12 protein-coding genes are annotated in these 13107 nt (G+C 73.2%); 6 read left to right on the forward strand and 6 right to left on the reverse strand.

Features of this window, described 5'->3' with window-relative positions; all coding sequences use genetic code 11:
• The first annotated feature begins 13 nt into the window (after positions 1–13).
• The 5 genes from cysD (at position 14) to AB0J76_RS38415 (ending at position 5153) form a co-directional block, all read left to right on the forward strand.
• The gene (gene cysD, locus AB0J76_RS38395) at positions 14–928 is read left to right on the forward strand and encodes a sulfate adenylyltransferase subunit CysD (RefSeq protein WP_352321984.1); all 915 of its coding nucleotides are present in this window, start codon (positions 14–16) and stop codon (positions 926–928) included.
• On the forward strand, positions 928–2190 hold the full coding sequence (cysN, locus tag AB0J76_RS38400) for a sulfate adenylyltransferase subunit CysN (RefSeq protein ID WP_352321986.1): 1263 nt from the start codon (positions 928–930) through the stop codon (positions 2188–2190). Before cysD ends, cysN begins: the two co-directional genes overlap by 1 nt.
• 139 nt (positions 2191–2329) lie before the next feature.
• On the forward strand, positions 2330–3229 hold the full coding sequence (locus AB0J76_RS38405) for a sulfotransferase (protein ID WP_352321988.1): 900 nt from the start codon (positions 2330–2332) through the stop codon (positions 3227–3229).
• On the forward strand, positions 3226–4113 hold the full coding sequence (locus AB0J76_RS38410) for a glycosyltransferase (RefSeq protein WP_352321990.1): 888 nt from the start codon (positions 3226–3228) through the stop codon (positions 4111–4113). The genes AB0J76_RS38405 and AB0J76_RS38410 overlap by 4 nt, the downstream gene beginning before the upstream one ends.
• A 17-nt stretch (positions 4114–4130) precedes the next feature.
• Positions 4131–5153, forward strand: a complete 1023-nt coding sequence (locus AB0J76_RS38415; protein WP_352321991.1) for a WecB/TagA/CpsF family glycosyltransferase — start codon at positions 4131–4133, stop codon at positions 5151–5153.
• Here the strand turns inward: AB0J76_RS38415 and AB0J76_RS38420 are convergent.
• Genes AB0J76_RS38420 through AB0J76_RS38445 form a run of 6 tightly spaced genes read right to left on the reverse strand, consistent with a single transcriptional unit; the run spans position 5143 to position 11590 of the window.
• Positions 5143–6033: a sulfotransferase gene (locus tag AB0J76_RS38420; RefSeq protein WP_352321992.1), complete on the reverse strand. Its 891-nt coding sequence runs from the start codon at positions 6031–6033 to the stop codon at positions 5143–5145. The two genes, AB0J76_RS38415 and AB0J76_RS38420, sit on opposite strands and share 11 nt — an antisense overlap.
• The gene (locus AB0J76_RS38425; protein ID WP_352321994.1) at positions 6030–7283 is read right to left on the reverse strand and encodes a lipopolysaccharide biosynthesis protein; all 1254 of its coding nucleotides are present in this window, start codon (positions 7281–7283) and stop codon (positions 6030–6032) included. The genes AB0J76_RS38420 and AB0J76_RS38425 overlap by 4 nt, the downstream gene beginning before the upstream one ends.
• A complete protein-coding gene (locus AB0J76_RS38430) occupies positions 7271–8125 on the reverse strand; it encodes a sulfotransferase domain-containing protein (RefSeq protein ID WP_352321996.1) in 855 nt (284 codons plus the stop codon). Before AB0J76_RS38430 ends, AB0J76_RS38425 begins: the two co-directional genes overlap by 13 nt.
• A complete protein-coding gene (locus tag AB0J76_RS38435) occupies positions 8122–9018 on the reverse strand; it encodes a hypothetical protein (protein WP_352321998.1) in 897 nt (298 codons plus the stop codon). The genes AB0J76_RS38430 and AB0J76_RS38435 overlap by 4 nt, the downstream gene beginning before the upstream one ends.
• Positions 9015–10280: a hypothetical protein gene (locus tag AB0J76_RS38440; RefSeq protein WP_352321999.1), complete on the reverse strand. Its 1266-nt coding sequence runs from the start codon at positions 10278–10280 to the stop codon at positions 9015–9017. The genes AB0J76_RS38435 and AB0J76_RS38440 overlap by 4 nt, the downstream gene beginning before the upstream one ends.
• Complete coding sequence (locus tag AB0J76_RS38445; RefSeq protein ID WP_352322000.1) at positions 10277–11590, reverse strand: Wzz/FepE/Etk N-terminal domain-containing protein; 1314 nt, start codon at positions 11588–11590, stop codon at positions 10277–10279. The genes AB0J76_RS38440 and AB0J76_RS38445 overlap by 4 nt, the downstream gene beginning before the upstream one ends.
• Positions 11591–11974: 384 nt before the next feature.
• Here AB0J76_RS38445 and AB0J76_RS38450 point away from each other — a divergent pair, with 384 nt between their 5' ends.
• Entirely contained in the window at positions 11975–12994 is a 1020-nt protein-coding gene (locus tag AB0J76_RS38450) for a hypothetical protein (protein WP_352322002.1), read from the forward strand.
• Positions 12995–13107 lie beyond the last annotated feature (113 nt).

Raw genomic sequence — 13107 nt, forward strand, 5'->3', positions numbered from 1 at the left:
GGAGGAAGCGCCCATGCTCCAGCGCGACTACACGACGTCGCAGCTCGACGTACTCGAAGCCGAGGCCATTCACATCATGCGCGAGGTGGCGGCGGAGTTCGAGCGGCCGTGTCTGCTCTTCTCCGGCGGCAAGGACTCGATCGTCATGCTGCGCATCGCGGAGAAGGCGTTCTGGCCCGCGGCCATCCCGTTCCCGCTGATGCACGTCGACACCGGGCACAACTTCGACGAGGTCATCGAGTTCCGCGACCGCCGTTCCGAGGAGCTGGGCGCGCGCCTGATCGTGGCCAGCGTGCAGGAGTCGATCGACAGCGGCCGGGTGGTCGAGGAGACCGGCCGGCGCGCCTCGCGCAACCGCCTGCAGACCACCACGCTGCTCGACGCGATCGAGGAGCACGAGTTCGACGCCGTCTTCGGCGGCGCCCGGCGCGACGAGGAGAAGGCCCGCGCCAAGGAGCGCGTGTTCTCCTTCCGCGACGACTTCGGCCAGTGGGACCCGAAGAACCAGCGCCCCGAGCTGTGGAACCTCTACAACTCCCGCATCCGCAAAGGTGAGCACATCCGGGTCTTCCCGCTGTCCAACTGGACCGAGCTCGACATCTGGGACTACATCCGGCGTGAGGGCATCGAGATCCCCTCGATCTACTTCTCGCACACCCGCAAGGTGTTCGAGCGCGACGGCATGCTGCTGCCCGACTCCGACGTCGTGTCCCGCGGCGACGACGAGCCGCTGTTCGAGGCCGTCGTACGCTACCGCACGGTCGGTGACATGACCTGCACCGGCGCCGTGCAGTCCACGGCCGCCACGGTCGAGGAGATCATCGAGGAGATCGCGGCCACCCGGATCACCGAGCGGGGGGCCACCAGGGCCGACGACCGCTCGTCCGAGGCCGCCATGGAGGACCGCAAGCGAGAGGGCTACTTCTGATGGACATTCTTCGCTTTGCCACCGCGGGAAGCGTCGACGACGGCAAGTCCACCCTCATCGGACGGTTGCTCTTCGACTCCAAGGCCATCTTCGAGGACCAGCTCGAAGCGGTCGAGCGCACCTCCCGCGACCGCGGCACCGAGTACACCGACCTGTCGCTGCTGACCGACGGCCTGCGGGCCGAGCGCGAGCAGGGCATCACGATCGACGTGGCCTACCGCTACTTCGCCACGCCCAAGCGCAAGTTCATCATCGCCGACACGCCCGGCCACATCCAGTACACCAGGAACATGGTCACCGGCGCCTCCACGGCCGACCTGGCGATCATCCTCATCGACGCGCGCAAGGGCGTGCTGGAGCAGTCGCGCCGGCACGCGTTCCTGACCTCGCTGCTGAGGGTGCCGCACCTGGTGCTGGCCGTGAACAAGATGGACCTGGTCGACTACTCGCAGGAGCGGTTCGAGGAGATCCGGGAGGAGTTCACCTCCTTCGCCTCCAAGCTCAACGTGAGCGACCTGACGTTCATCCCGATCTCTGCGCTCAACGGCGACAACGTCGTCTCGCGCTCGGAGAACATGCCCTGGTACCTCGGCACGTCCCTGCTCCACCACCTGGAGAACGTGCACATCGCCTCCGACCGCAACCTGGTCGACGTGCGCTTCCCCGTCCAGTACGTGATCCGTCCGCAGAAGGCCACCGACCACGCCTTCCACGACTACCGCGGCTACGCGGGGCAGGTCGCGGGCGGGGTGCTCAAGCCGGGCGACGAGGTGACCCACCTGCCGTCCGGGCTGAGCACGCGGATCGCCTCGATCGACACGTTCGACGGGCCGGTGGAGGAGGCGTTCCCGCCCATGTCGGTCACGCTGCGCTTCGAGGACGACCTCGACATCTCGCGCGGCGACATGATCGCCAGGCCCAACAACCAGCCGCACGCGGCCCAGGAGCTGGAGGCCATGGTCTGCTGGATGGCCGACGGCCTCAAGCTGACCCCGCGCACCAAGCTGACGATCAAGCACACCACCCGTACGGCGCGGGCGCTGGTGCGCGACCTGCACTACCGGCTCGACGTCAACACGCTGCACCGGGACGAGGAGGCCACCGCCCTCGGCCTGAACGAGATCGGCCGGGTCTCGCTGCGGGTCACCCAGCCGCTGTTCGTCGACGACTACGCCCGCAACCGGCTGACCGGCGGCTTCATCCTCGTGGACGAGGCCACCAACGGCACGGTCGGCGCCGGAATGATCATCGACGCCAGCTGAGCGTCATGCGAACGGCCCGGCGACACCACGCCGGGCCGTTCGCCGTTTCGGTAGATCTTTGCAGGGTTTCCTGACCATCTGATTACCCTCCGCGCTAGGGTCGTCGCGTTCCGTGTTGGCGACGTGAAGGCCCTCCCCTGTGACCGACCGCGCATCCGCCACCCGAGTGATCTTCCTCGGGGGCCTCGGCCGTAGTGGCACCACCCTGCTGGAACGGCTGCTCGCCGAGCTGCCCGGCGTCGTGGCGCTCGGCGAGGTGGTCCATCTGTGGTCCAGGGGCGTGCTGGCCGGAGAGCCGTGCGGCTGCGGCGCCGCCTTCGCCGCCTGCGACTTCTGGCTGCAGGTGGGCCGGGCGGCGTTCGGCGGATGGCGGCCGTCGGTGGCCGAGCGGGTGCTCATGTTGCGGCGACGGGTCGACCGCACCCACCGGATGGGGCGCATCGCGCATCCCGACCTGGCCGAGTACGCGCGGGCGTACCGGAAGGTCTACGAGGCGACCGGCGCACCCGTCGTGATCGACTCCAGCAAACACGCCTCCCTCGCCCACTGCCTGGTCGCGGCCGGCATGGACGTACGCGTGGTGCACGTCGTCCGCGACCCGCGGGCGGTGGCCCACTCCTGGCGCAGGACCGTCGAGCGGCCCGAGGACGGGCGTCCCATGACCCGCTGGGGGCCGCTGCGCACGTCCCTCCACTGGACGGCCCAGAACGCCGGTCTCGAGCTCCTCGCCCGTCAGGGGGCCCTGGTGACCCGGGTGCGCTACGAAGACCTGGTCGCCCGTCCGGAGCCCACGCTGACCTCGCTGGCCGGCTTCCTCGGCCTCGACGTTCCCGGCCTGCCGTTCCTGGAGGGCACGACGGCGCGGCTCGGGCCCGCGCACACCGCGTCCGGCAATCCGATGCGGTTCCAGGTCGGGGGCATCCGGCTGCGGTGCGACGACTCGTGGCGTTCGGGGCTGCCCGTCCGCGACCGGCGGCTGGTCACCGCGCTCACCTGGCCCCTCCGCGTCCGGTACGGCTACCGGGAGGTCGCCGCGTGAGCGCGCCGCCGTCCGTGGGGGTGGTGATCCCGACCTGCGGCGACCGGCCCGGGCTGCTGCGCGAGGCCGTGGCGGCGGTGCTGGCCCAGGACTATCCGGGGCGGCTCGCCGTGGTCGTGGTCCACGACGGCGGGCGCGGCTGCCCGGGGCCGGAGCTGGGCGTGCCCGTCCTGGCCAACCGGCGTACCCCGGGGCTTCCCGGGGCGCGCAACACCGGCATCGCGGCCCTCGACACCGATCTCGTCGCCTTCTGCGACGACGACGACCTGTGGCTGCCGGGCAAGCTCACCGCCCAGGCGCGTGCGCTGGCCGTGACCGGAGGCGAGTTCGCGAGCTGCGCCATCGAGATCGAACACGCGGGGCGCCGGGTGGCCAGGCTCGCCGGCGCCGACACGGTGACCATGGCCGATCTCCTGCGGTCGCGCATGGTGATGGTGCACTCCTCGACGTTCCTGTTCCGGCGCGGGGCCCTGTGGGCCGACGAGAGCGCCCCCGGGGGCCAGAACGAGGACTGGGACCTGGCCCTGCGGGCGGCCCGGCGGCGGCCGATCACGCACGTCGACCGGCCGCTCGTCCGGGTGCGGTGGGGCGGTTCGTCCCACTACGCGGCCCGCTGGGCGGACCGGATCGCGGGGCTCGACTGGATGCTCGACCGCCATCCCGAGCTGGCCGCCGACCGGCGCGGCGCGGCGCGGGTCTACGGCCAGTTCGCCTTCGCGTACGCGGCGCTCGGGCGGCGGCGCGCGGCGGTCCGGTGGGCGGTGCGCGCGTTCGGGGCGCGGCCGGGTGAGCCGCGGGCGCCGATCGCGCTGGCCGTCGCGGCGGGGATCGTCCCGGCCGCGACCGTGCTCGGGCTGCTGCACGGACGGGGGCACGGCATTTGACCCCGCCCAGGACCCGCGTGCCCGCCGTGCCCGTCCAGCGTCCGCCCGCCCCGGACCCCGTCTCCGACTCCCCGCCCGCGCGCGGGCGGGCCGCCGAGGCCGCGTCCGCCCGGACCTACGCGTCGGCGGCCGGGCATGCCGCCGAGGCCGCGCGGGTCCGCGCGGCCGGGCCGGCCGTGGCCGGCCGGGGCCGTGGCGCCGAGCCGGAGGTCGCCCGCACCCTTCCGTCCGAGCGCCTGGCGGGTCGCGGGCCCGCCGAGGCCGGGCGCCGGGGACGTGCGGCGGAGCGCGTGCGGGTGGGCGGGGTCGGGGTGGACGTCGTCACCGAGGCCGACGTGGTGCGCTGGATGGCGGCGGAGGCCGCGGCCGGCCGGGGCGGCCGCATCGTGACGCCCAACGTCGACATCTGCCGGGCCGTCGCCCGCGACCCGGCCCTGCAGGAGCTCGTGGGCTCGGCCGAGATCGTGGTGGCGGACGGCATGCCGCTGGTGTGGGCGGCCAGGCTGCTCGGCACCCCGCTGCCCGAACGGGTCACGGGGGCCGACCTGATCTGGTCGCTCAGCGAGGTGGCCGCGGCCCGGAACTGGCCGGTGTACCTGCTCGGCGGGCCGCCGGGCGTGGCCGAGCTGGCCGCCGACGAGCTCAGGAGCTGCCGTCCCGGGCTGAAGGTGGCAGGGGTGCACGCGCCGCCGTACCGCTTCGACGACACGGCGGAGGGCAGGGAGCGGGTGCGGCGCCGGGTGGTCGCGGCGCGGCCCCGCCTGGTGTTCGTCGGGCTGGGCTTCCCCCGGCAGGATCTGCTCATCGCCGAGCTGCGCGAGGAGCTGCCGCAGGCGTGGTTCGTGGGCTGCGGGGCCGCCATCGCCTTCGCCGCCGGCACCGTCCGGCGGGCGCCGCGCTGGATGCGGAGGGCAGGGCTGGAGTGGGCGTTCCGGCTGATGAGCGAGCCCGGCCGGCTGGCGCGGCGCTACCTCGTGGACGACCTCCCCTTCGCGGTACGCCTGCTCGCCGGCTGCCTGCTGACGAGACTCAGGCGGTGAGGGCCCGGACCCGGGCCGCCTCGGCCGGGGTGAGCCCCCGGGCCGCAGTGGCCAGGGCGTGACGGGAGTCCATCGGACGGAAGGCCGTACGGGACAACCCCGACCAGGCGAAGGCCGCCGACCGGCGGGACGGCGTGGTGCAGGCCCGGACGATCCGGCGTTCGGCGGCCGGCGACCACGGCAGGCCCGCGTGGGCGTAGAGCCGCCGGAAACCGGTCACCGGATCCTGGGCCAGCGACTCGTACGACGCCACCAGGACGCCGGTAGTGGCGGCCAGCACCGACCGTGCGGCCCGCCACAGGGCGGCCGTCGTGGCCAGGTCGTCGGCGGAGCCGAGCAGCGGGCACAGCCGCAGCAGGCCGGGATGGTCGCGGACGAGCAGCGGCTGGCCGAGCAGGTCGCCCACGTCGAACCGCCACCCGAGCCGGCGCCAGCTCGCCACGAACGACACCGGATCACGGACGAGGACGATGACCGCGCACCCCAGCCGCCGGGCGAACCAACCGGCCGACAACACCGCGAACGGGTCGTCGAGCAGCGCCCGGCGCCCGGCCAGGCGGCCGAACGCGAACGCGGTGCCGTAGCGCGCCAGCCGGGCCAGGTCGTAGGGGGAGCGGTTGGCGCGCAGCTCGGCGAGCCAGTGGTAGCGCAGGGCGACCGTGTCGCGGAAGGCGGGCAGGAAGTCGGCGGCGTTGTCGTCGCAGATGTACTGGAACCGGTGGGCGACCTCGGCCCGCAACACGCCGGGGCAGCGGCCGGGCGGGTGTTGCGGGTTGAGCGGCTCGTTGACGTAGACCAGGCCGCCCCCGGCGGCGAGCATCTTGCCGGCCCAGCTCGTGCCGCTCCTCGGCAGGCCGGTGACCAGGACGGGAGTGTTCACGCGGCGGCCGCCCAGGTGCGCGGGCGCAGGGCGGGCAGGGTGTGGCGGCCGAACGGGCGCAGGCCGTAGCGGTGGTGGAGCTGCCACAGCGGCAGCAGGTTCTTCACGATCACCCCGGCCGACCAGCCGACGACCGCGCCGAACGCCCCGTGGGAGGGGATCAGGGCCAGGTCGAGCGCGACCGTGACGGCGACCGCGGCCAGCAGGTTGAGCAGGCTGGCCAGGGTGTGGCCGGCGGCCGTCAGGACGACGTCGACCATGCCGCAGGCGGTGGCCACCAGCATGGTCCCGGCCAGGACGAGGGCGATGGGGGCGGCGGCGCCGTACGCGGGGCCGAAGACGCGCAGCAGCCACGGCGCGAGGACGGCGTAACCCAGCCACACCGGCCAGGTCAGCAGCACCAGCCAGATCGTGGTGGCCTGGTACAGCTCGCGCGCCCGGCCGAGCTCCCCGTCGGCGAGCGCCCGGACCAGCCGCTCCTGCACGGCCTGCGCCAGCCCCTGGTTGGCGAGCTGCCCGACGACCCGGAACCGGGTGGCGGCCGTGTAGACGGCGGCCTGGGCCGGCCCGCCGAGCAGGGCGACGACCACGATGTCCAGCCGCTGGAACACCGCCTGGATGGCCCCCGCGGCGGACCGGGGCGCGGTGTACCGCCACAGGTCACGCGCGGTCCCCGGCAGGTACGGCGTGCGCGGCGCCCGTCCGCGCAGGTCGGCCAGGGCCAGGACGAGCAGCGGCAGGAAGGGCAGCGCCCAGGCCGCCGGCAGCCACTGCGGCGCGTGGGCCAGCGCCGCCCAGGTGACGAGCAGGAGCTGCGCGGCGGGCAGCAGCACGCCGTCCAGCAGCACGGTGGGCCGCATCGAGCCGAACCCGCGGGTGGCGGCCAGCGCGATGTCGCCGAGCACGATCACCGGCAGGGCCCAGGCCAGCAGCCCGATGCGCGGCTCCAGCAGCACTCCGGCCGCGCAGGCGGCCAGCGTGCACGGCACCATGGCCGCCCGGAAATATCCGGAGATACCGCGATAGCCGTACGTCCTGGCCCGCGCGATGAAGTACACCAGACCGTTCCCGGCGTCCAGTTTGGCGATGCCGGCGGCCATCAGCGCCAGGGCCGTCACGCTGAAGAACGCCCCCGCCTGCGCCGGGCTGAACGCCCTGGTCACCACCACGGCCACCAGGAACTGCGTCAGCGCGCTCACCCCGGCGCCGGTCAGCCCGGCGATCCCGCGCCGGACCATCACCGGCGCCACGACGGCTCACCGCCCAGCCAGCGCGTCAGCCGCGCGTCGTAGGGCTCGAAATGGTCCCGGAGCGCCCGTTCCAGCACCCGGGGCACGGGCCGGGGCAGCGGCCGGCCGTTGTGCCGCTCGAACGCCGGATAGCCCAGGTGCGGCACCGTCAGGAACTCCAGCACGCGGTCGTAGGCGGTCTCGGGCTCGGCGAAGAACCGGTGGCTGTCGAGCACCAGCATCCGGTCGCGGCCGAAGAGCGGTTCGAGGCGGTCGAGCTGGTCGGCGTACCGGCCGCGGGCCAGGTAGGCGTGGTGGCGGTGGGAGTGGTGCTCGGAGAACGGCGACACGCGCAGGCTCTCCTCGGCCCCGGCCAGCCGTCCGGCCTCCAGCTCAAGGGCGGATTCGAGGTGCGACTCGGACTCGAAGCCCCTGGCCAGCTCGTGGGCGTGGGCCGAACAGGCCCGCTCGACCGGGTCGCGGACCAGGACGATCAGCTTGACCCCGGGCAGGTCGGCGGCGATCCGCTCACCGGCCAGCGGGTGGAACAGGTAGTAGGGGGACGACTCGAACGCGTGGGTGCGGCCGCCGTACCGGTGGGACAGCAGCGCCGCGCCCGCACGCAGCGGGAAATGCGCCTGGTACCAGGCCATCGGCCGGTGGTAGCCGACGTCGAAGTAGTGGACCCCCTTGTGCAGGACGGGCTTGAGCAGCAGCGGATGCTGGGCCAGCGCCCGGTAGAGCGAGGTCGTGCCGCACCGCTGCGCCCCCACGATCAGGAACGACGGCAGCACCCGCGCGCTCGACGTGAACCGGCCCGCCAGCCGCGAGAAGGACAACACCGGCCGCTTCATCGTCCTCATGGCAGCAGCTCCTCGTGGTCGACGGCCGGGTTGAGCCAGGTCTCGGGCGGCCCGAGCGGGCTGTGACCGTCGGCGGCGTGCCGGTCGGCCAGCACGATGAGGTAGCGCAGCGCCGTCCGCCTGGCCTCGGCCGACGACAGGCCGAGCGGGGCCAGCTCGCGGGGCGCCCTGGCCAGGCAGGCGCGGGCCGCCGTGGCCGGGTCCATCCTGCGCAGCGCCCGCTGGAAGAGGTGGTGCGCGGCGTCGAGGCCGTAGGGGACGCCGGTCTCGTACCGCTCCCAGTCCCAGACGAGCAGCCGGCCGTCGGCGGAGGGGCAGATGTTCCACGGGGACAGGTCGCCGTGCCAGGCCGGCACCGGACCGCCGGTGGCGGCGATCTCCATGATCGCGGCGTGCAGCAGGGCCGGGGGCACCCGGCCGCGCCGTACGGGCAGGGGTGACAGCGCCAGCACGGGCAGGCCGCGCCACTCGCCGTGGTGCAGCACGTCGGGCACGACGACGGTCTTCAGCGGCGCCGCGGCCAGCCCGCGCAGCGCGGCCGCCTCGCGGCCGACCAGCTCGCGGGCGAGCGGGCTGTCGCCGACCTTCACGTACGCCAGCAGCCGCCCCCCGGTACGGGCCTCCAGCACGGGCTTGCGGTTGGGCCGCAACGCCGGACGCACGTGCAGCACGATCTCCACGGGCGCGTCGAAGACCTCGCCCAGATAAGCCGCCACGGACCCCTCCAGCGGCACGGTGACCGCGCCCCCCACGTGCCACCAGCGCCGCGGCGCCAGCCGGCGGGGCAGCACCCGGTGCGGCAGCACCGAGTACGGCCGCGGCGACCCGGTACCAGGGAACAGCAGGCGCACGGTCTCGCGGAGGTATCCGAGCCGCGCGGAGGCGTCCTTCATGCGTTTCTCCACAGCAGGGCGAACGAGATGAGATAGAGGCTCAGCGGCGTCACCAGGCCGTCGTAGACGAACATGTAGAGCAGCACGAGGCCCATCACCAGCACCCCGGCCAGCCCGATCGGGGAGCGGTCGGCCCAGTGGCGGCGGATGGCGCCGAGGAAGAAGGCCACGTAGAGGGCGGCCCCGGTGAAGCCCTGGGTGATCAGCAGTAGCCAGAGCTGCCCGTCGCTGCCGAGCGGCGGGTGCCCGCAGGCCGCGCACCACTGCGTCTTGCCCGTGGTGATCGAGCGGTGGTTGCCGAGCGAGTTGCGGGTGTTGCCGTAGCCGATGACCGGCGAGTGGCGGGCCGCGGCGACCGTGGCGGTCATCGTGAAGGCCCTGACGTCGTTGGAGTGCGGTTTGTCCAGCCGCTGGGCGAACACCGAGGCCAGCGGGCTGAGCGCGAACACCACCAGCCCGGCAGCCACCGCCCCGCACAGCACGACCCTGGTCCGGCCCGCCACCCGCACGATCAGGTACGCCACGGCCAGCCCGAGCCCGATCCACAGGCCGCGGTTGAGCGAGTACACGACCGGGATCGCGGCCAGGGCGATCACCAGCACCGCCAGCACCCGGCGCCCCCGCCCGCCGTACGTCCACCAGCCGACGACGAACCAGATCAGCAGCACCGACGCGTTGCTGCCCCACGCGTTGGCCCACTCGAAGGGCGCCTCCGGCCTGGGGGAGGAGTAGCCGAGCACCTTCTGGGTCTGGGCGGCCGTGGGATGGATGAGGTTCTGGACGAAGGAGTTCTCGCTGATCCAGCCGGGCAGCAGCAGCTCGACCGGCGAGGTGAAGGCGAAATGCGGGACCAGGACGCCGAGCAGGCCGCCGGCGACCGTGGTCAGGAACAACACCCCGAGCCAGCGCACCAGGCGCAGCTGCGGCAGCTCGCGCTCGCTCAGGTTGCCCAGGTAGAGCACCATGACCAGGACGGACACGTACAGGGCCAGGCGCATGGCCCAGCCGATCAGGCGGCCGGCGCTGAACTCGCCGTACGTGCCGGGGGGCAGCTCGTCCAGCATCATCGCGCTCAGCAGGTAGCCGGCCAGCAGCAGCAGCCACAGGCCGAACCCGTGGGGCACCCGGATCGGCCGCCGCCGCCACAGGATCACCGCCATCGGCACGGCCAGGACGACCACCGACAGGCCGCCGAACCCCAGCGCCCACCAGATCGGGTAGCCGAGCAGGAGCGCCGCGATCGGCCAGGCTGGTCGTGTCACGTCTGCTTGCGCTGCCGGTGGTGGAACGACGGCATGGGCGTGGTCTCGGCCGCTAGGCTCACCTCCAGCTCGCCGGTGGCGACGAGCTTGCCGAGCGAGGTGTGGGTGCGCGGCTCCAGCAGCGGGACGAACTCCGGCACCGCGTCGGTCGCCGTCACCACGCCCACGACGGGCACGTCGTGCCGCTCCAGGTGGCGCGCGGCCGCCGTCACCTCCGGGGCGGTGACCCGGCCCAGCCCGACCAGCAGCAGGGCCGCGTCGGCCCGCGCCAGGTCGCGGACGTCGGAGCCGTCGAGCACCGACAGCGGCGCGCTGATGGCCAGCGGCTCGGCCAGCGAGGAGGCGTAGAGGTCGGCGGGCAGCGACCGGACCAGCAGCCGCTTGCCGGGACAGGCCGCGACCACGGCGCAGGCCAGCTCGTGCAGCACGCCGTGCTCACGGGAGGTGGACAGATCGGTCAGCACGGGCAGCCCGGTCAGCCGCTCGACGTCGGCGGCCGTGCGCAGCCGGGTGTCGAGCCGGTCGCGGGCGTAGGCCGCCGCCGCGCCGAGCAGCAGGCCGGCCATCAGGCCGGTGCCGAGGTAGAGGGGCAGGCTGGGGGAGCTCGGCCGGGTCGGCGGCAGCGCCTCGCTGATGACCGAGCCGGGGGTCACCGCGACCGTGCGCAGCGCGTCGTACTTGAGCGTCAGGCTGGCGGCCTGCCGGTTGAGCACGCTCTGGCGCTGGGTGGCGATGGCGTGCTCGGCGCTGCCCTTGGGCAGGCGGCCGACCTCTTTGATGGCCGCGTCGAGGCCGGTGTTGACCTGCTTGAGCTTGGCCAGCACCGCCTGCTGCCGCTCGGCCATCGCGGCCTGCGCGCTCTCGCGCCTGTTGGCCAGGTAGGCGTCGGCGTAGGCCCGGGACTGCGCGGCGGCGGCCACGGGATCGGCGTCGGTCACCGAGACCCACAACACGGCCGAGTTGGGCGGGACGGAGACCTCGACCGGCTGCGGCGCGGTGATCCGCAGGGCCTGGGCGACCCGCGCCGAGACGACCGCCGACTGGGCGATCTGGGCCTCGGTGTCGAGGTTGAGCGGCTCGCGCTGGCGGTTGCTCACCTGGTTGGCCTGGTCCTGACCGTCGACGGGCGTGACGAGGATCTGGGTGACCGCGGTGTAGGCCGGCGGGGTGGCCCGCAGCAGGGCGAGCCCGGCGGTGCCGCCGACCACGACGCAGCCGACGAGCAGCAGCCACCGCCTGCGCAGCAGGGAGAGGTGCTCGTCCAGGTCGGCGCCCGGGCGGCGCGCCTGGAGGTCCGGCGACGGGCTCATGGGGACGGTCTCCTGGAGGGGATGCGCGCTGTCGCGGATTGGCAACGCTGCGTCACTCGGCGCAGTGTGCGCCCACTATAGGCCGGACGGATATTACCCAAGTCGAATACTGAAGATTTTTTCCGGTACGGCCGCGAAGATGCCCCTTTTTAAATGGATATTTCCAGAAAATGTGGGTGGCGGGTTCGGGGCTGTGACCTGGGCAGACGAGCACACTGGCTGAAGTTCGAGGAATGGCATGGCAAGGTTCAGGTTTGATAGGCGGGGGTCCGTCGACAAGGGGGTTGGAAGGCGTTGCAGCTTCGGGGCTTTTCTTATGTCGCGTCTTGCGCGATGAAGTGTCACTTCGCGTCTTTCGCGACGAAAACCGCAATCACCTGCGCGGTGCTCGCCCTCCTGGCCGCCTGCTCGACGGCCGAGGGCGCGCCCGCCCGGGTCGACACCAGCACGGCCGAGCTGGCCGGCGCGCCCTCCTGCGCGGTCACCGCCAGGCTCATCCCCTCCTGCGGCGCCTGGTGGGGCGTGGCGCCCGAGGTCTTCACCGGCGCTCCCGTGGCCGAGGCGCTGCGCGGGGCCGAGTCGCGCATGGGCGCCGGCGCCGACGTGCTGCACGTCTACCACCGCGGCAGCGAGCTGTTCCCCACCCCCCAGGAGATCGGCCTGGCCCGCGACCCGGGCCGTCCCCGGCTGCTCATGATCAACTGGAAGCCGTCGCTCGACCGCACCTGGGCCGACATCGCCGACGGCGCCCTCGACCGGCGGATCGACCGCCTGGCCGACCACCTCAGGCGCACCTTCCCCGAACGGTTCTTCCTCACCCTCCACCACGAGCCGGAGAACGACGTCGACGCCCGCTCGGGGTCAGGCATGCAGGCCGGCGACTACGCGGCGATGTTCCGGCACGTCGTGCTCAGGCTGCGCGAGCGCGGGGTGAAGAACGCCGTGACGGTCATGACGTACATGGGGGCGCCCAACTGGGCGGCCAAGCCCTGGTTCGAGGATCTCTACCCCGGTGACGACGTGGTCGACTGGGTGGCCATGGACCCGTACGCCGACGACCGGGTGCACGACTTCGACGGGCTGGTGAACAAGACCCGCAAGGAGTACGGCAGCTGGCCGGGGTTCTACCGGTGGATGCAGGCGCGCTTCCCCGGCAAGCCGGTCATGGTGGCCGAGTGGGGGGTGTTCGAGCGGCCGGCCGACCGGGCCTTCAAACGGCGCTTCTTCGAGTCGGTGCTGAGACAGATCAAGCGGTATCCGCAGATCAAGGCGTTGTTGTACTTCGACTCGCCGCAGGCGCCGCGCGGCAACACGAGCTTCGACTCCGATCCGGGCGCGGCCCGCGCCTTCACCCAGCTCGCCCGCGACCGCTACTTCCGCTCGACCCGCGTGCCGCGGCCCTAGCGGTGTTCATGGCCTCACTGCGTGAGGCGGCTCGGTCGCCTTACGCCGCCGCCTTCCCCCGCTCTGGTCGCTGCGCTCCCGCCGCTCCTCCAGGCGACGGCACTCCCTCGCGG

It is taken from the genome of Nonomuraea sp. NPDC049624 (genome assembly GCF_040675255.1).
GTDB lineage: Bacteria > Actinomycetota > Actinomycetes > Streptosporangiales > Streptosporangiaceae > Nonomuraea.